Consider the following 17,278-nt stretch of genomic DNA (forward strand, 5'->3'; position numbering starts at 1 on the left):
CATGTTGCGTTGGCTGACCGCGGGGGAGTCCCACGGACCTGCACTCGTCGCGATCCTGGAGGGCCTTCCGGCCGGTGTGTCCGTCACCTCTGACGACATCGCCGCCGCGCTGCTCCGACGTCGCGCCGGGTACGGTCGGGGCGCCCGGATGAAGTTCGAGAAGGACCAGGTCTCCGTCATCGGGGGGATCCGGCACGGCCTCACCCAGGGTGGGCCGGTCGCGATCGAGGTCGGAAACACCGAGTGGCCCAAGTGGGAGAAGGTGATGTCGCCCGACCCGGTTCCCGCCGAGGAACTGGACGGCGTGGCGCGCAACGCGCCGCTCACCCGCCCCCGCCCCGGGCACGCCGACCTCGTGGGCATGCAGAAGTACGGGCACGAGGAGTCCCGCCCGATCCTGGAGCGCGCCAGCGCCCGCGAGACCGCGGCCCGGGTCGCGGTCGGTGAGGTCGCCCGGCAGTTCTGCCGCCAGGCGCTCGGGATCGAGATCCTCAGCCACGTGGTCTCCATGGGCCCGGTCGCCGTCCCCGAGGGCGCCGCCGAGCCGCGCCCCGAGGACCTCGCCGCGATCGACGAGGACCCGCTGCGCTGCTTCGACCCCGAGACCAGCGCCCGCATGGTCGAGGAGGTCGACGACACCAAGAAGTCCGGGGACACCCTGGGCGGCGTCGTCGAGGTCCTCGCCTACGGCCTGCCGCCCGGTCTGGGCAGCCACGTGCACTGGGACCGCCGCCTGGACTCCCGTCTGGCCGGGGCCCTCATGGGCATCCAGGCCATCAAGGGCGTGGAGGTCGGTGACGGCTTCCGCACCGCCGCCCGACGCGGATCCGAGGCCCACGACGAGATCGAGCCCGGCCCCGACGGCGTCCGCCGCCGCACGAACCGGGCCGGCGGGGTCGAGGGCGGCATGTCCACCGGCGACCCCCTGCGGGTCCGTGCCGCGATGAAGCCCATCGCCACGGTGCCCCGGGCGCTGGACACCATCGATACCGAGACCGGCGAGCCCACCAAGGCCCACCACCAGCGCAGCGACGTCACCGCCGTCCCCGCCGCCGGTGTGGTGGCCGAGGCCATGGTCGCCCTGGTCATCGCCGAGGCCGCCATCGAGAAGTTCGGCGGCGACTCGGTCCCCGAGACCGCCCGCAACCTCCGCGGTTACCTGGACTCGCTGACGATCCACTAGCACCGCCTCACACTGGTCCGCGCTCCCCCGGAGCGCGGACCAGTGGGCTTTCACGCCCGTTCCCGCGCCGGGTCCACCAAGGCGCTCTGGGGTGAGCCCCTCCCACGTGTGAGGAGGGCCGCGCTGGTTCGTTCGTCCACTCGGACGCTTCGCGGGTCCCGCCCACAGGGGCGTGCCTGACCGGTCGGCCCCTCTCGGGCGCCCCAGTGGTGGGCCCGGCGCTCGCGGGGAGGGCCCCGTCCCTCGGCGACGGAGTGCCTCGTGTCCAGCTGCTCCCCGCCCACGTGGGATGGCCCCCGCGACTACCGGTAGCGTTGGACGCGCAGAGCCTGCTCCCCGCGCACGCGGGGCTGGGCCGCCGTCAGGCGCGGCTCTGAGCAGGCGGTCAGAACGTTCCCCGTGAGTACGGGGATGACCCCCAGAGGTAGGCAGAGCGTGGCAAGAGCGATCGCGGTGCTCATCGGTTCGCCCGGTTCGGGCAAGTCCACCGTCGGTGAGGCCCTGGCCCGCCGGTTGGACACGGACCTGTTGTGCACCGACACCGAGATCGAGAAGCGTGCGGGGAAGCCCATCAGCGACATCTTCGTCCAGGACGGCGAGGAGCACTTCCGCGCCCTGGAACGCGAGGTCGTCGCCGAGGGCCTGCGCTCCTGGGAGGGGGTCATCGCCGTCGGCGGTGGCGCCGTCCTGAACGAGGACACCCGCGAGGACCTCGCCGACCACCACGTGGTCTACCTCCAGGTGGAGTTCGGTGAGGCGGCCAAGCGCGTCGGCATGGACGTCGCCCGCCCGCTGCTGTCCGGAAACCCCCGCACCCAGCTGCGCAAACTCCTCAACGAGCGGCTCCCGGTCTACGAGAGCCTCGCCTCGGTGACCGTGCCCACCACCGAGTACCACCCCGAGGAGATCGTGGACGCGATCGTCGACTCCCTCCCCACCGGAAAGGCCGCCCAGTGACCGTGACCCGGATCGGTGTGGGGGAGCCCACCGGACGCTACGACGTGGTGGTCGGCAGCGGTGTCCTCTCCGAACTGCCCTCCCTGGTCGGCGGCGCCGCTCAGGTGGCCGTCATCCACCCCGAGGGCCTGGGCGAGATCGCCCGCCCCGTGGTGGGGGTCCTGGAGGAGGCCGGGTACACCGTCCGGCCCATGCCCGTACCCGACGGCGAGGCAGCCAAGACCGCCGCGGTCGCCACCGGTCTGTGGTCGCGGCTGGGCTCGTTCAACTTCACCCGCACCGACGCCGTGGTGGGCGTGGGCGGCGGGGCCGCCACCGACCTCGCCGGGTTCGTCGCGGCCACCTGGCTGCGCGGCGTGCGTTCGGTCCTGGTGCCCACCACCCTGCTGGGCATGGTGGACGCCGCCGTGGGCGGCAAGACCGGCATCAACACCCCCGAGGGCAAGAACCTCGTGGGCGCCTTCCACCCTCCGGCCGGGGTGCTGTGCGACCTCGCCACCCTGCCGAGCCTGCCCCGCGCCGACTACGTCGGCGGGCTGGCCGAGATCATCAAGGCCGGGTTCATCGACGACCCCGTCATCCTCGACCTGGTCGAGGACGACCCCGAGGGCGCCGCACTCCCGGAGGGCGCGCACACGCGCGAACTCATCGAGCGCGCCATCCGCGTCAAGGCCGACGTCGTCTCGGGCGACCTCAAGGAGAGCGGCCGCCGCGAGATCCTCAACTACGGCCACACCCTCGCGCACGCCGTCGAACGCGCCGAGAACTACACCTTCCGGCACGGCTACGCGGTCTCCATCGGCATGGTCTTCGTCGCCGAACTCGCGCGCCTCGACGGGCGGATCGACGAGGACCTGGTGCGCCGTCACCGTTCCGTGCTCACCTCGGTGGGGCTGCCCGTCAGCTACGCCGCCGAGGCCTGGCCGGAGCTGCGCGCCACCATGGCCGTGGACAAGAAGGCCCGTGGATCCACACTGCGGTTCGTGGTCCTGGACGGTCTGGCCAGGACCGCGATCCTGAGCGGGCCCGCCCCCGAGCTGCTGGACGAGGCCTACCAGGCGGTCGTGAACGGTTCCTGAGTCCTCGGGAGCCACTAGACTGACCGAAGGCGAGGAGTGCCCGGGTGCCGGTCGGCACAGCCACCGGCGGCCACGGGAACCACGCCTCGCCCCACTGACCACCGACCGGACCAGCGAGTCCGGTCTCCGACGTGTCACACCCCTGGGAGAGACGACCGAAGTGGCCACGACGAACGACATCAAGAACGGCACGACCCTGCGGCTCGACGGCGGCGTCCTCTGGAACGTCCTGGAGTTCCAGCACGTCAAGCCGGGCAAGGGCGGCGCGTTCGTCCGCACCAAGCTCAAGAACGTCCTCACGGGCAAGATCGTCGACAAGACCTTCAACGCCGGCTCCAAGATCGAGTTCGCCAGCGTCGACCGCCGTGACATGGAGTACCTGTACCACGACGGTGACTCCTTCATCTTCATGGACACCCAGACCTACGACCAGATCCCGGTCGGCGACGCCGTGGTCGGTGACGCCAAGGGCTTCCTCCTGGAGAACACCAAGGTCACGGTGGCCACCAACGAGGGCAACCCGCTCTACATCGAGATGCCCGCCGCCGTCGAGCTCGAGATCTCCGAGACCGACCCGGGCGTCCAGGGCGACCGCTCCACCGGCGGCACCAAGCCCGCCAAGGTCCAGACCGGCGCCACCATCCAGGTGCCCCTGTTCGTCACCACCGGCGAGCGCGTCAAGGTCGACACCCGCACGGGCGACTACCTCGGGCGTGTCAACTGATGAGTGGTGCACGGCGCAAGGCCCGTCGGCGCGCGGTGGAGGTCCTCTACGAGGCCGAGGTGCGCTCCACCTCCGTGGAAGACGTCATCAAGCGTCGCCGGGCCCAGCCCGAACCGCCGATCAACGAGTTCACCGAACTGCTGGCCCGCTCCGTCGACGAGCGGCGTGAGCGCATCGACGCGCTCCTCGACGAGTACGCCATCGGATGGACCCTGGAGCGCATGCCGGTCGTCGACCGCAACATCCTCCGGATGGGCGCCTACGAACTCCTGTGGGCCGAGGACATCCCCGACGGCGTGGCGATCGCCGAGGCCGTCGGCGTCGCCAAGGAGCTGTCCACCGACGAGTCGCCCAACTTCATCAGCGGACTTCTGTCTAGGCTGATGGAGAACAAGTCGACGCTCTCGCTCTGAGACCTCGCCGAGGCCGGGCACTAGCTGATTGAGGGAACGCAGGTGACTGACAGGAGCGGCACGCCCGCGACCGGTTTCGGTACGGGGACCGGCCCCGCGCGGGCGGCCAACGCGGCCCGGACCGCCGTGGTGTGGGACGCCCTCTCGCGGCTGCTGGACCGACTCTTCGACGGTGAACCCCTGGAGATCGTCGACGCGGGCGGGGGAACCGGCGGCGCCGCCGTCCCGCTCGCGGAGCTCGGTCACCGCGTGACCGTCGTCGAGCCCAGCCCCGACTCCCTGGCGGCCCTGGAGCGCCGCGCCGCCGAGAGCGGTGTCATGGTGCGCGGCGTCCAGGGGGAGACCCAGGACCTGGCCTCGCTCTTCCCGGCCGCCAGCGCCGACCTCGTGTTGGTGCACAACGTGCTGGAGTACGTCGACGACCCCGCCGCCGCGCTGGCCGACGTCGCCGGGGTGACCCGCCCCGGCGGCGCGGTCAGCCTGCTGGTCACCAACGCCGTGGCGGGGGCCCTGCACCGGGTCCTGGCCGGGCACATCACCGAGGCCCGCCACCTGCTGGAGGACCCCGACGGCCGCTGGGGCGGAGCCGATCCCATGCCCCGCCGCTTCACCCGACAGCAGCTCCTCGACCTGATCGGCCACTCCGGCCTGACCGGGGAGAGCGTGCGCGGGGTGCGCGTGTTCGCGGACATCCTGCCCGGACAGGCGTGGGAGGGCGACGCCCAGGCCGGACAGCACCTCGTGGAGCTGGAGCGGGCCGCCGCCGACCACCCGGAGCTGATCGGCGTCGCCACGCAGCTGCACGCCGTCGCCCTGAAGCCCTAGGGCCGGGGCCGGTCGCTGTGGACAGGGCATAACCTGGCCTTATGAGCCGACGTCAACTGGAGCGCGGTGCCGCTCTGCGGGGTGTGGTCACCCCCGAGGGGATCACCCCCCTGCGGTCGGACTTCCCCTTGGACGGCTCCGGTCCGGACGACGACTGCAACATCCTGCACCTGGACATGGACGCGTTCTTCGCGAGTGTGGAGCAGCTGCGCCACCCCGAGGCCCGGGGGCGTCCGGTGATCGTGGGTGGCACCGGCCCGCGCAGCGTGGTCTCCTCCGCCGACTACATCGCCCGCCGCCACGGCGTGCACTCGGCGATGCCGATGGCCCAGGCGATGCGGCTGTGCCCGGAGGCCCTGGTCTACCCGCCGGACGGTGCCGCCTACCGGCAGGCCTCCGAGGCGGTCATGGACATCCTGGGCTCGGTGACGCCCCTGGTGCAGCCGTTGTCGTTGGACGAGGCCTTCCTGGACGTCTCCGGTGCCCGCCGTCGACTCGGCGGTCCCGTGCGCATCGCCGCGATGATCCGCGAACGCGTCCGCCGCGAGCAGCGGCTCACCTGTTCGGTCGGGGTGGCCGCCACCCGGTTCGTGGCCAAGCTCGGTTCCACCCACTGCAAGCCCGACGGCCTGCTGCTGGTGCCCACGCGGGAGGTGCACGGCTTCCTGGACCCCCTGCCGATCGGTGCCCTGCCCGGGGTGGGGGACAAGACCGAGCGCACACTCGTCCGGCTGGGGCTGCGCACGGTGGGCGCCCTGTCCCGGGCCGACCCCGACCTGCTGCGCATGGAACTCGGGGAGAAGGCCGGTGCCCGCCTGACCGCGCTGTCCCGGGGCGAGGACCCCAGCGCGGTCGTCCCCGACACCCCGGACAAGAGCGTCGGCGCGGAGGAGACCTTCGCCGAGGACGTGGACGACCCGGGCCTGATCGACCGAGAGCTGCTGCGGCTCTCGGAGAAGGTGGCGCACCGTCTGCGCGTCTCGGGACAGGTGGGGCGCACGGTGAGCGTGAAGCTGCGCCGGGCCGACTTCTCCACGATCACCAGGGCGCGGACCCTCTCCGAGAGCACGGACGTGGCCCGGGAGATCAGCGCGGTGGCGCGCGCGCTCTACGCGGCGTCGGGCCTGAAGGGCACACCGCTGCGGCTGGTGGGGGTCCGTCTGGAGGGTGTGGCCCCGGTGGAACAGGCGCACCACCAACTCGCCTTGGGAGAGGAGGACTCTGGTTGGCGGGACGTTGAACGGGTTATGGACAGGGTGAAGGCCCGTTTCGGTCCAGGCGCGATACAGTCGGCAGTATTGGCCAAGCGTGACGAAAACGACGTATGATGCGGCAACTTCCGGGGGCCTCTGAGCGTTCTCAGAGTACAACCGGAGTAAGGGTTAGAAGAGAGGCATGGAAGCCGGTGTTTCCGATACAGGGCGAGGGTATCGTGGCCGTAGTGGGTCAGGTACACACGCAGCTTTTCTTTCCACTAGGCGCTAGTGCACCGTATTCTGGGCATACCACTGACCAAGAGACTGTTCATCAGTACCCGTCACCCCAACCGGGGACTGCCGTAGGGAGGCGCCGTGCCGCTCTCTGAACACGAGCAGCGCATGCTCGACCAGATCGAGCAGGCGCTGTATGCCGAGGACCCGAAGTTCGCGAACACTGTTCGGCAGACGAACCCCGGAGTCCATTACAAGCGCTGGATCATCAAGGCCGTCATCGGCTTCGTACTCGGTATGGGGTTGCTCCTCCTGGGGCTGCTGCTGAGTAGCCCGGACTCGTCTCTGGCGGTTCCGGTCACCATCAGCGTCCTCGGGTTCATCTTCATGCTGGCCTCCTTCCTGCTGGGCGCCAACGCCTGGCGCAAGGCCGCCGGGGGCGGCGCGGAGGCGATGCTGGCCGAGGCTGAGACGGAGACCAAACACAAGCGCAGGGGCGCCAAGCGTCCCGGGATGATGAACCGCTTCGAGGAGCGGTGGCGCCGTCGCCAGGAGGGCGAGGAGTAACAGCTCGCTCGGGACGGACACCGGTCCTCCCAGGTGACGGATGCCCAGAACGCTCGCCCGTTCGCAACGGTGGGGCCCACACACGCCAGTCGTGTGTGGGCCCCACTGCTTTCCGTGCCTGCTCCCTGCGGGGCGGGAGCCCCGCCCCGGCCCCGCGCCGCCCGGACCGGGTGGGTCAGGCGGTGGCGGGGACGGCCTCAGCCGCGGTCCGGGGGCGGTGCCACGGGGCGAGCGACCGCGGTAGCAGGAGGGCCCGCCAACGGTCGCCACGTGTGGCGGTGCCGTGCGCCCCCGACCGGGCCGTGGCCAGGTCGGCGGCGATCCGCGCGCCGTCGGTGTGATGGACGTCCCCGGGGTCCGGTGCGTAGCGCGCGGCCTCCTCCGCCAGGGCCAGCCGCCACACGGCGGCGTGCGCCTCGGAGGGCAGCGACGTCCCGTCCGGGCGGACGGTGCCCAGGCGGGCGGCGGTCGCCCGGGGACTCTCGGTGAGTGTCCACTCCACCCCCAGGTCCAGACAGGTGTCCCGCAGTTCCCGCCAGGCCGTGTGCGCGGCGGCGACCCCACCCGACGCCACCGCGGCCCGCCGCGACCAGCGGATCACGGATCGGACCAGGGCGGGAGCGGCCAGCAGCAGGAGCCCGCCGAGCAGACCCGCCGCCACCGGCCACCACGGGGCCGCGCCGGATCCCGCTCCGTCCTCCGAAGCGCTCGCACCGGAGTCGCCGGACTCCTCCTCGTCCTCCTCCGGGGTCGGACTCGCGGCCTCGGAGGGACTGGCGGAGGGGTCGTCCTCGGGGGACTGGCTGGGCTCGGGGGAGTCCGAGGGGCTGGGGGCGGAGTCGGGCGTGCCCTCCGGCACCCCGTCGCCCCCGGCGTACTCGGGGACCGACGCCGTGCCCTGCCCCTGCGAGGAGGCGGGAGTCGGCTCGAAACGCACCCATCCCGAACCCTCGAAGTACAGCTCGGGCCAGGCGTGCGCGTCACCGACCGACACCGACCACTGGCCGTCGCCGCGCTGCTGTCCGGCCGTGTAGCCGACCGCGACCCGAGCCGGGATGTCCGCCTGGCGGGCCATGACCGCCATCGCCCCCGCGAACTGCTCGCAGTAGCCGACCCGGTCATCGAGAAGGAAGTGGGAGAGCGGGTCGGCGCCGTTCGGGACGGCGGGCGGGCTGAGGTCGTAGGTGAAATCGCCGCCGGTGAAGAAGTCCTGGAGCGCGAGGGCACGACCGTAGGCGGAGTCCGCGTCCGCGGTCAGGGAGTCGGTGAGCTCCTGGACGCGTCCGTCGAGGTCGCTCGGGAGGTCGAGGAGGTCGCCGGACAGGCCGGTCGGTTGCCCGGCGTCGGCCAGATCGCGGGCCTCGGGGTTGTTCTCGGCGGACTCCACGGTGAAGCCGAACCCGCTCGGCGGAGTGTCGGTGCTGAAGACCATCAGGGTGTCGGGGTCCACGTACCAGTCACCGGTCACGTCCACCGAGCGTGCAGGATAGGGGAGGGGCAGGAACTCCGTGCCCGGTGCGTCGGAGGCCATCGTCACCTCCGTGGTGACCGAGGCTGCGGAATCGCGGCTCCAGCCGGGGGGCAGCGGGAGCGGGTTCCCCAGAGCGGAGTCACGGCCGGTGTGGACCGGCGACATCGTCCAGTTCTCGCCGCCGAACTCGTCCAGGACGTAGGTGCGCAGGTAGTCGGGGGCCTCGGCGTCACTGCGGTAGGTGAGCACCGTGCGGTCGGAGGAGGCGGCCAGGTCGCGGCGGAGCGAGACCAGCGGGTGGGTGGTGGTCACGCTGCCGCTGGCACCGAACTCCACGCCGTCCGCCATCGTGTGGACGGCGTCAGTGCGCAGGGACGGCACCATCAACGGCAGGGACAGCGCCAGGAGGATCGCCACGGAGGCGGCGACGACCACGGTGCCCAGCTGGGCGGCGCCCGCCGCGAACCGGCTCCCGGGGGTGTGCCCGTCCGGGACCCGGACCCCCCACTCACGCCCGCGGACCCACATGTCCGTGGCCAACAGGGAGACGTAGCCGGCCGCGCAGACGGCGGCCTGGGCCCAGCTGAGCCCGGCGCCGTTCACGGCCAACGGCACCACGATCAGCGCCAGCACCAGCCCGCCGACCATCCCCGGGCAGCGCGCGGTCACGGCGAGGAAGTCCGCCGTCATCATGAACACCAGGAACGTCAGCGCGACGATGAGCTGGAGCCCGGTGGTGGTCGGAATCGGCGGAGTGCTGGTGTTGATGCTGTTGACACCCTGCTCGAACAGCACCCAGGCCCGCTCGACGGTGGCCGAGGTCGGCACGACCCCGAGGAACCCGGTGCCCGGGGTGAGGATCGGGGTGAACAGCAGCGCCGCCACCACCAGCTGGAGGAACGGCACCGGGAACGAGGTGCGGCCGGTCAGACGGTACAGCGCGGACACCAGGGTCACCGCGACCATGAGGACGACGGCCGGCCCCCACCAGCCCTCACCACGAATGAGCCCGCCCAGCAGCGGCAGCGCCGCCAGCATGGAGACCAAGGCGGCCAGGGGCATCAGTGTGTTGATCAGTCTCAACGGGAACCCTCCCAGGAACCACGGGCGCCGGTCGGGGCCAGGGGCGACCCACCGGTGACGGCCCGCCGCCACAACGGAGGGAGCTCGGCGGCCTCGGCGACCTCGACCACCCTCCACCCGTTGGCGGTGAGCAGTTCGGCGGTGCGCCGTGTGTGTTCGGTGTCGGTCCACGCCGCCCGCGTGCACAGGACGGCCACGTGCAACCCGGACCCGCGCACCCGGGACAGGGCCGAGGCGTCCTCGGGCGACACCGCGCCCAAGACCGCCACCACCAGGCTCGACGAGGAACTCCGCGCGCCCTGCAGCGTGCTGATCCCGCCGTACAGGCCGTCCGCCTCGGAGGCCTCCACGGTGGCCAGACCGTCCAGCACACCGGAGGTGTGGGCGGTGTGCAGCTGGCCCCGTTCGGTGTGCAGACGAAGTTCGTGCCCGCTGTCCAGCAGGTTCACCGCCACGGAGGCGGCCACGCTGACCGCCGTCTCCAGCGAGTTCCAGACGCCCTCACCGGCGTGCGCGGCGAACCTGGTGTCCAGGAGGAGGGTGCTGTGCTCACGCCAGTGCTGTTCGTCCCGGCGCACCATGAGCTCGCCGTGCTTGGCCGTGGAACGCCAGTGCACCCGCCGCATCTCGTCGCCGTAGCGGTACTCGCGGGGGATGGGGTCCTGTTCCCCGGCGCCGGACACCGAACGGCGCGGGGAGTTCTCTCCCTGGGAGCCGTCGGAGGCACTGAGCGTGGAGAGCGGCACCACCGGCGGGGTCACCAGCAGGGGGGTGGGCGCGCCGACCTGGCGGGTCACCCGGACACAGCCCAGCGGATCCACCACGCTCACCCGCAGCGGGCCGACCGGATACCGGCCACGGACCGCCGGACGCACCAGGTAGGTGACGTCGCGGACCGCTCGCGCGGCCAGGAACCCCACCGTGTAGCGGGGTTCGTACCCCAGCCGGACCGGCAGGGTGTCCTCGACCCGCACCCAGATCACCGGCCAGGTGGTGGAGGAGTTCCCGATCCGCACCAGGACCCGGGTGTCGGTACCGGCGGGGATACGGTTCGGTTGCAGCGCTCGGCTCTGCGCCACCCGACCGGTCGCGCCCAGGATCGTCAGCGCCGAGATCGGGGGCGCCAGGAGCAGGAAGAAACCCACCCCCGCGAGCTCCCGCTGGCCGATGACGAACCCGCACACGAGCAGGACGACACCGGAGAACAACATCAGACCACCGCGTGCGGTGAGGGTACGTTGCGGGCGCATGGTCCGTCTCTTGTGGTTCCGAGGGGCGGAGGGTCAGCGGGGGCCGGGCACGGGCAGCCGGGAGACCAGCTTGGCGACGATCTGCTCGGCGCTGAGCCGCTCCATCTGCGCCTCGGGTCCGGGCAGCAGCCGGTGGGCGAGGACCGGGACGGCCAGGGCCTGCACGTCGTCGGGAACCACGTAGTGGCGGCCCTCCAGAGCGGCGTGCGCCCGCGCGGCGCGGACCAGGTGCAGGGTGGCGCGGGGCGAGGCACCCAGCTTGAGCTCGGGCGCGGTCCGGGTGGAGTTCACCAGGTCCACGACGTAGCGGCGCATGCCCGGAGCCATGTGCACGTTGTGGACACGGTCCACCAGGGAGCGGATCTCCGCCGCGTTGGTGACCGGGGCCAGCTGGTCCAGCGGCGAACCGGCACTGTGGCTGTCGATCATGTCCAGCTCGGCCTGCGGGGAGGGATAGCCCACCGAGACCCGGGCCATGAAACGGTCCCGCTGCGCCTCGGGAAGCGCGTAGGTGCCCTCCATGTCGGCCGGGTTCTGCGTGGCCACGACCATGAACGGCCGCTCCAGGGCACGGGTCTGGCCGTCCACGCTGACCTGGCGCTCCTCCATGCACTCCAGGAGTGCCGACTGTGTCTTGGGGGAGGCGCGGTTGATCTCGTCGCCCAGGACGATGTTGGCGAAGACCGGGCCCGGGTTGAACTCGAACTCGTTCCGGTCCTGGTGGTAGACGCTCACTCCGGTGATGTCGCTCGGGAGCAGGTCCGGGGTGAACTGGACGCGCTGCACCGAGCAGTCCACGGCTCGGCCCAGGGCCTTGGCCATCATCGTCTTGCCCACACCGGGGACGTCCTCGACGAGAAGGTGGCCCTCCGCGAGCAGGACGGTCAGCGCGATGCGCAGCACGTCGGGCTTGCCCTCGATGACCGTCTCGATCGCGTCGCGGACGCGTCCGGCGACGGCGACAACGGCACCGACGTCCCCTCGGACGTCGCCCCCGTGACCGTCATGCTGTGTGCCGAGTGACACGAGAACCCTCTCGCTCGGTGTGCCTGCGTGTTTCGCTCCGAGGCTAGGCCCAATCACATCCCTTGCAAACCAAAATGCCGGAATCGGTCGTCGAACGGCCTCCCGGGGGACGGCGGAGAGGCGCGACGCACGCGGACGTCACCGTGCCCCATTCGGCCACCACTCCCAACCCATCTGTTTGACCTGCGCATTTGTCGATTCTTCAGCGTCTGAATACGGATTGAAGCTGTTGACGGTGGGGAAGAGTGGAGTAAGGTGGAGCACCGTGGAGAGGGTGAATTCTCCGCATAGGGGTGAGGGGGTGAGTGCGTGTTCCTCGGCACCCACACACCTCGCCTCGACCAGAAGGGACGGCTGTTCCTTCCCGCGAAGTACCGCGACGAACTGTCGGGGGGTCTGGTGATCACGAAGGGCCAGGAGCGCTGTCTCTACGTCTTTCCGACGGACGAGTTCCGCCGCGTCACCGACGCCCTGCGCTCCGCACCGGTCACCGCCAAGGCGGTCCGCGACTACAGCCGCGTCCTCTTCGCCAGCGCGTCGGACGAGTCCTGCGACAAGCAGGGCAGGGTCACGATCCCGTCGAAGCTGCGCGTCTACGCGGGCCTGGACCGCGAGTGCGTCGTCATCGGGGCCAACACACGCCTGGAGATCTGGGACGCCGCCGCGTGGTCGGAGTACGAGACCGTGCAGGAGCAGGCGTTCTCGCAACTCTCAGAGGAGGTGCTGCCCGGGGTGCTGTGACGGCGGGGCGGGCGCTGGAACGCCCCGAACCACCAGCACGCAGTCCATGCAACGCCGGGACCGGGGGCGGTCTCCGGAGACGGTCACACGAGCTGGCGCGACTTCCCCGGCGCCAGGTCGTGAGCGTTCGTCCGCTGAAAGGTGGACAATAGCGGCCGTGTCCGGAGGCCCTCCGGTTACTTCGGAGGGGCCACGCGAAGGACACCGTGAGGCGCACCCGGTGCGCCGCACGGACCAGGGGGAGATCGCGACAGCGTGGAGGAACAGCAGCGCATGGGGGACAACCGGCAGCACGAGCGGCCCGACAGGGACGGCTCGGCGGACCAAGGGGCCACACAGGACGACATCGCCGCCCGCGTCCGGGCGGCGAGAGCGGGAATCGACCCGTCGCACGTACCGGTCATGCTCGACCGGATCGTGGAACTGCTCGCACCGGCGCTCAGCAGGCCCGGGGCGGTGTTCGTCGACGGCACCCTCGGACTGGGCGGCCACTCCGAGGCCCTGCTCAAGGCCTGCCCCACCATGCGACTCGTCGGTGTGGACCGGGACACCACCGCTCTGGAGCGCAGCGCCAAGCGCCTCGCACCCTACGCGGACCGGACCCACTTCGTCCACGCCGTCTACTCCGAGATCCCGCGCGCGCTCGACGAGGCGGGCACGGAGCACGCCGACGCGGTCCTGCTCGACCTCGGTGTCTCCTCACCGCAGCTGGACGAGACCGAACGCGGGTTCGCCTACGCCCACGACGCCCCCCTCGACATGCGCATGGACGGTACCCAGGCACTCACCGCCGCCGAGGTCGTCAACGACTACCCCGTCGCCGAGCTCACCCGTGTCCTGCGCACCTACGGTGAGGAGCGCTTCGCCTCCCGCGTCGCCAGGGCGATCGAACGCCGCCGTGCCCAGGGCCGTATCGACTCCACCCGGGAACTGGCCGAACTGGTGCGCGAGGCCATCCCCGCCGCCACCCGCCGTACCGGCGGTCACCCCGCCAAGCGCACCTTCCAGGGCCTGCGCATCGAGGTCAACGCCGAGCTCTCCATCCTCAAGGAGACCCTCCCCGCCGCGATCTCCCGCCTGGACGTCGGCGGCCGCATCGCGGTGCTGTCCTACCACTCGCTGGAGGACCGGATGACCAAGAAGGCCCTCGCCGCCCTGGCCACCGACACCACACCCGCCGACCTTCCGGTCCCCCTCCCGGACCGCCAACCGGAACTCCGGCTCCTCACCAGGGGCTCGGAACTCCCCACGGACGAAGAGAACGAACGCAACCCGCGCGCACAGTCGGCACGCCTCCGGGCGGCCGAACGCGTGCGCTGGCCGTCGCGGCAGTAGGGAGACCAGAGATGGGCACGAAGACGGACACACGCCGCACCACCACCAAGGGGCGCGCGACGACCACGAGGCGCACCGGGGCCACCAAGCGCCCCACGGCGCCCAAACGTCCAGCGCGTCCTGCGGCGACCACACGCACCACCCGCCCAGACGGTTCCGGCCCCGCGCCGAAGATCCCCTTCGTCCTGCTCATCCTGTGCCTGCTCGGCGGCGCACTGGTGGCGCTGCTGGTACTGCGCAGCGTCGTCGCCCAGGAGGCGTACACCATCACCAGTCTCCAGTCGGAGAACCGGGAGATGTCCTACGTGGAACAGGAGCTGGAGAAGTCGGTGGCCCACCTGGAGACCTCCGAGCGGATCGCCAACGACGCCGAGGAGATGGGGATGGAGCAGGGGGACGCTCCGCTCTTCCTGGACCTCGACAGCGGCCAGATCAGCGGTGACAACGGTACGGACACCGGGAACGCTGGGAGCGGAGAGTGAGCAACCCCCGGGACCGCCGCCCCCGTGACCCCCGAGGCCCCGGAGCGGCGGGACGCTCCGGGTCCCGGCCCAGCAAGCGTCCCCAGCGGGAACCCCGGCGCCCCGCCAGCGGGGCCCGCGCGAGCTCCGGATCGAACCGGGGAGGGTCCGCGCGCGAGGTGAGAAGGGGCGGCGAGCGGCCACGGCGCAGGAGCCCGGCCCCGCCGCCCCCGCCGCCGCTCCTGCGGCGCACCTTCCGGCCGGGTGATCCGAACAAGCGGATCAGGATCGGCGGGGCGATCATCGTCGTGATCCTCATGCTGTTCGCCGGGAGGCTTACCCAGATCCAGGGGGTGGACGCCGAGCGCTACGCCGAGGCCGCCGCCAACCTGAGACTCCAGACCATCGACATCCCCACCCTGCGCGGACAGATCACCGACGCCGAGGGGAACCCCTTCGCCCTGTCCGCGGAGGTCCGCACCGTCTTCGTCGACCCCGAAGAGGTCAAGGAGGAGGAGCGCGACCAGCTCGTGGACGAACTGGTCACCCGCTTCGACCTGGAGCAGGAGGAGGTCGAGGCCAAGGTCGACGCCGCTCCCAGCCGCTACCAGGTGGTGGCCAACAAGGTGTCGCCGGGGGACTGGCAGGACATGCGCGACCTCGGCCTGTCCGGGGTGGGCGCCGAGGTGGACTACGAACGCGTCTACCCGGAGGAGACCGGTGCCGCCGACCTGGTCGGTTTCACCGGTTCGGAGGGTCACGGCCTTGAGGGGCTGGAAGGCTACCTGGACTCCACGCTGGCCGGTGAGGCCGGCAAGCGCCAGGTCGAGGTGGGCAACGACGGGACGCAGATTCCCATGGCGGGCGGTCTGGTGCGTGAGCCCGAGCCCGGTCAGGACGTGCGCCTGACCCTGGACCGCGACCTCCAGTGGTTCGTCCAGCAGGCGCTGGCGGAACGCGTGGAGGAGTTGGACGCCGAGGGCGGAAGCGCCATCGTCACCAACACCGACCAGGAGATCCTCGCGATGGCGGACTACCCGTCCTACTCGCAGAACGACATCGCCGCCACCGGGCCGGAGGAGTGGTCCAACGGAGCCGTGGCGGAGACCTTCGAGCCGGGCAGTACCAACAAGGTGATCACGGTCGCCGCCGCGCTCGAAGAGGAACTGACCACACCGGAGACCGTCTACACCGTCCCGTACACCCTCCAGTACTACGACCAGACCTTCCGCAACTCCACCAACAACGGCACCCAACGGCTGACCGTCAACGGCATCATGGCGCAGTCCAGCAACGTGGGCACCATCAAGATCGCGGACCAGGTCAAGGCCGGGGTGCTGCACTCCTACATGAAGGACTTCGGCCTGGGACAGCCGACCGGCCTGGCCCTGCCGGGAGAGGAGTCGGGGGTGCTCACCGAGCCCGACGACTGGTGGGGGACGCAGCTACCGTCGGTGTCCATCGGACACGGCCTGTCGGTGAACGCCGCCCAGATGGCCTCGGTCTACGCGACCATCGCCAACGACGGGGTACGGGTGGAGCCCCGGCTCATCGCCGGGACCGTCGACACGGACGGGGAGTTCACCCCTTCCGAGGAGCCCGAGAAGACCAGGGTGGTCAGCAAGGAGACCGCCGACAAGCTCGCTCTGATGCTCGAAGCCGTCACGGGCGACGAGGGCACCGCGCCCCAGGCCCGCATCGACGGCTATCGGGTCGCGGGCAAGACGGGTACCGCCAACCGGATCAACCCGGAGACCGGCGGCTACGACGGCGGCGGCTACACGGCGACCTTCGCGGGCTTCGCCCCCGCCGACAACCCCGAGCTCGTCGTCCAGGTGGTCCTGCACAACCCGAAGGAGACCTACTACGGAGGCGAGGCCGCAGGACCGGTGTTCAACGACATCATGTCCTTCGCCCTCAAGACCATGAAGGTCCCACCGACGGACACCGAGCCCCCGGCCATCCGCCTCTTCGAGGAAGAAGAGGACCGCTGACCCAGAGGCGGGAGCCGCCACTCAGCGGCTCCCGCCACCCCGGCTCTGGCGGCGCGGGGCGCAGCCGAGGGCGTTTCCGTCCGCCGCGCCATGACCGGGTCCATCCCCGCGTGCGCGGGGAGCAGCCCTGTCGCCGGGGATTGGTGATGCCATGGGCGGGTCCATCCCCGCGTGCGCGGGGAGCAGGGGGGACCGACTTGGGCCCGATCCCCTCCTGACGGTCCATCCCCGCTTGCGCGGGGAGCAGTCAGACGGCGCAGGGGGGACCGACTTCTTCTCGGGTCCATCCCCGCGTGCGCGGGGAGCAGGATGACCAGACCGACCAGTACGACTCGCTGCCGGGTCCATCCCCGCGTGCGCGGGGAGCAGCCATCATAGCCGACGCGTGCGCGTCTGTCCCAGGGTCCATCCCCGCGTGCGCGGGGAGCAGACTCTTTCACCTGGCAACTTACCGGCGGCAAGTGCCAGTATTTCCAACTTGTCGAGAAACAGACAAATCCGGCACCACTCGTCACTGTCGCTGTCCCAGATGAGCCCACGACCACGGCGATGTGGATCCTTCTCGCCTGTGCGGAACGGGCTTCGTGTCGCGGCTGATCAAGCTTTCCACCGGACTGCGGCGGCGAGGGTGGGCTGTGGGCCGGGGTGGGTGGTCTTCGCCGGGTGGATGGGGGTGGAGGCCGACCCGGCTCCGGTCGCGGGGGTGAGGGCCTTCGCGGCGGTGAGGGTCATGGGTCGG

General features: G+C 71.1%; 16 protein-coding genes and 1 CRISPR repeat array. Of the genes, 12 read left to right on the forward strand and 4 right to left on the reverse strand.

The window, feature by feature from the left end; translation table 11 throughout:
- The first annotated feature begins 1 nt into the window (after window position 1).
- The 8 genes from aroC (at window position 2) to ACRWK8_RS12610 (ending at window position 7,178) form a co-directional block, all read left to right on the forward strand.
- On the forward strand, window positions 2-1,183 hold the full coding sequence (gene aroC / locus ACRWK8_RS12575; RefSeq protein ID WP_431870366.1) for a chorismate synthase: 1,182 nt from the start codon (window positions 2-4) through the stop codon (window positions 1,181-1,183).
- A 453-nt stretch (window positions 1,184-1,636) separates the two neighbouring features.
- Window positions 1,637-2,140 carry a shikimate kinase gene (locus ACRWK8_RS12580; protein WP_378741584.1) on the forward strand — a complete coding sequence of 168 codons (504 nt, stop codon included), beginning with the start codon at window positions 1,637-1,639 and terminating at the stop codon, window positions 2,138-2,140.
- A complete protein-coding gene (aroB, locus tag ACRWK8_RS12585; protein WP_378741351.1) occupies window positions 2,137-3,219 on the forward strand; it encodes a 3-dehydroquinate synthase in 1,083 nt (360 codons plus the stop codon). The genes ACRWK8_RS12580 and aroB overlap by 4 nt, the downstream gene beginning before the upstream one ends.
- Window positions 3,220-3,379: 160 nt before the next feature.
- Window positions 3,380-3,943 carry an elongation factor P gene (efp, locus tag ACRWK8_RS12590; protein WP_378741354.1) on the forward strand — a complete coding sequence of 188 codons (564 nt, stop codon included), beginning with the start codon at window positions 3,380-3,382 and terminating at the stop codon, window positions 3,941-3,943.
- Window positions 3,943-4,356 (forward strand): transcription antitermination factor NusB, encoded by a 414-nt coding sequence (nusB, locus tag ACRWK8_RS12595; protein ID WP_378741357.1) that lies wholly within the window; start codon window positions 3,943-3,945, stop codon window positions 4,354-4,356. Before efp ends, nusB begins: the two co-directional genes overlap by 1 nt.
- A 42-nt stretch (window positions 4,357-4,398) precedes the next feature.
- Window positions 4,399-5,181: a methyltransferase domain-containing protein gene (locus ACRWK8_RS12600; RefSeq protein WP_378741360.1), complete on the forward strand. Its 783-nt coding sequence runs from the start codon at window positions 4,399-4,401 to the stop codon at window positions 5,179-5,181.
- Between the two features lie 41 nt (window positions 5,182-5,222).
- The gene (dinB, locus tag ACRWK8_RS12605) at window positions 5,223-6,509 is read left to right on the forward strand and encodes a DNA polymerase IV (protein ID WP_378741363.1); all 1,287 of its coding nucleotides are present in this window, start codon (window positions 5,223-5,225) and stop codon (window positions 6,507-6,509) included.
- A gap of 243 nt (window positions 6,510-6,752) precedes the next feature.
- The gene (locus ACRWK8_RS12610) at window positions 6,753-7,178 is read left to right on the forward strand and encodes an SCO2097 family morphological protein (protein ID WP_378741365.1); all 426 of its coding nucleotides are present in this window, start codon (window positions 6,753-6,755) and stop codon (window positions 7,176-7,178) included.
- 175 nt (window positions 7,179-7,353) lie between these two features.
- On the opposite strand, the gene ACRWK8_RS12615 is transcribed toward ACRWK8_RS12610, so the two are convergent.
- The 3 genes from ACRWK8_RS12615 to ACRWK8_RS12625 are packed head-to-tail and all read right to left on the reverse strand — an operon-like array spanning window position 7,354 to window position 12,008.
- Window positions 7,354-9,711 carry a transglutaminase TgpA family protein gene (locus tag ACRWK8_RS12615; protein WP_431870444.1) on the reverse strand — a complete coding sequence of 786 codons (2,358 nt, stop codon included), beginning with the start codon at window positions 9,709-9,711 and terminating at the stop codon, window positions 7,354-7,356.
- A 17-nt stretch (window positions 9,712-9,728) separates the two neighbouring features.
- Window positions 9,729-10,982 carry a DUF58 domain-containing protein gene (locus ACRWK8_RS12620; protein ID WP_431870370.1) on the reverse strand — a complete coding sequence of 418 codons (1,254 nt, stop codon included), beginning with the start codon at window positions 10,980-10,982 and terminating at the stop codon, window positions 9,729-9,731.
- Window positions 10,983-11,015: 33 nt separating this feature from the next.
- Window positions 11,016-12,008 (reverse strand): AAA family ATPase, encoded by a 993-nt coding sequence (locus ACRWK8_RS12625; protein WP_378741369.1) that lies wholly within the window; start codon window positions 12,006-12,008, stop codon window positions 11,016-11,018.
- Between the two features lie 309 nt (window positions 12,009-12,317).
- On the opposite strand from ACRWK8_RS12625, the gene mraZ reads away from it, so the two are divergent.
- The 4 genes from mraZ to ACRWK8_RS12645 all read left to right on the forward strand — a co-directional run bounded on the left by mraZ (window position 12,318) and on the right by ACRWK8_RS12645 (window position 16,539).
- Window positions 12,318-12,749, forward strand: coding sequence for a division/cell wall cluster transcriptional repressor MraZ (mraZ, locus tag ACRWK8_RS12630; protein WP_378741371.1), 432 nt, complete (start codon window positions 12,318-12,320; stop codon window positions 12,747-12,749).
- Between the two features lie 273 nt (window positions 12,750-13,022).
- Window positions 13,023-14,084: a 16S rRNA (cytosine(1402)-N(4))-methyltransferase RsmH gene (gene rsmH, locus ACRWK8_RS12635; protein ID WP_431870446.1), complete on the forward strand. Its 1,062-nt coding sequence runs from the start codon at window positions 13,023-13,025 to the stop codon at window positions 14,082-14,084.
- Between the two features lie 11 nt (window positions 14,085-14,095).
- Window positions 14,096-14,566, forward strand: coding sequence for a cell division protein FtsL (gene ftsL / locus ACRWK8_RS12640; RefSeq protein ID WP_378741373.1), 471 nt, complete (start codon window positions 14,096-14,098; stop codon window positions 14,564-14,566).
- Window positions 14,563-16,539, forward strand: coding sequence for a peptidoglycan D,D-transpeptidase FtsI family protein (locus ACRWK8_RS12645; RefSeq protein ID WP_378741375.1), 1,977 nt, complete (start codon window positions 14,563-14,565; stop codon window positions 16,537-16,539). Before ftsL ends, ACRWK8_RS12645 begins: the two co-directional genes overlap by 4 nt.
- 95 nt (window positions 16,540-16,634) lie before the next feature.
- Window positions 16,635-16,969: a CRISPR direct-repeat array (repeat unit 30 nt; unit sequence CGGGTCCATCCCCGCGTGCGCGGGGAGCAG).
- Between the two features lie 167 nt (window positions 16,970-17,136).
- Here the strand turns inward: ACRWK8_RS12645 and ACRWK8_RS12650 are convergent.
- The gene (locus tag ACRWK8_RS12650) at window positions 17,137-17,271 is read right to left on the reverse strand and encodes a hypothetical protein (protein ID WP_431870374.1); all 135 of its coding nucleotides are present in this window, start codon (window positions 17,269-17,271) and stop codon (window positions 17,137-17,139) included.
- Between the last annotated feature and the right edge of the window lie 7 nt (window positions 17,272-17,278).

The sequence above is a fragment of the Nocardiopsis eucommiae genome, from assembly GCF_965344335.1.
Classification (GTDB): domain Bacteria; phylum Actinomycetota; class Actinomycetes; order Streptosporangiales; family Streptosporangiaceae; genus Nocardiopsis; species Nocardiopsis eucommiae.

What these genes read in the sequence shown, in the direction of transcription:
- rsmH (WP_431870446.1), top strand. Translation starts at nt 13,023, where the DNA reads ATGGGGGACAACCGGCAGCACGAGCGGCCCGACAGGGACGGCTCGGCG.
- nusB (WP_378741357.1), top strand. Translation starts at nt 3,943, where the DNA reads ATGAGTGGTGCACGGCGCAAGGCCCGTCGGCGCGCGGTGGAGGTCCTC.
- ftsL (WP_378741373.1), top strand. Translation starts at nt 14,096, where the DNA reads ATGGGCACGAAGACGGACACACGCCGCACCACCACCAAGGGGCGCGCG.
- ACRWK8_RS12620 (WP_431870370.1), bottom strand. Translation starts at nt 10,982, where the DNA reads ATGCGCCCGCAACGTACCCTCACCGCACGCGGTGGTCTGATGTTGTTC.
- dinB (WP_378741363.1), top strand. Translation starts at nt 5,223, where the DNA reads ATGAGCCGACGTCAACTGGAGCGCGGTGCCGCTCTGCGGGGTGTGGTC.
- ACRWK8_RS12650 (WP_431870374.1), bottom strand. Translation starts at nt 17,271, where the DNA reads ATGACCCTCACCGCCGCGAAGGCCCTCACCCCCGCGACCGGAGCCGGG.
- aroC (WP_431870366.1), top strand. Translation starts at nt 2, where the DNA reads ATGTTGCGTTGGCTGACCGCGGGGGAGTCCCACGGACCTGCACTCGTC.
- ACRWK8_RS12615 (WP_431870444.1), bottom strand. Translation starts at nt 9,711, where the DNA reads ATGCCCCTGGCCGCCTTGGTCTCCATGCTGGCGGCGCTGCCGCTGCTG.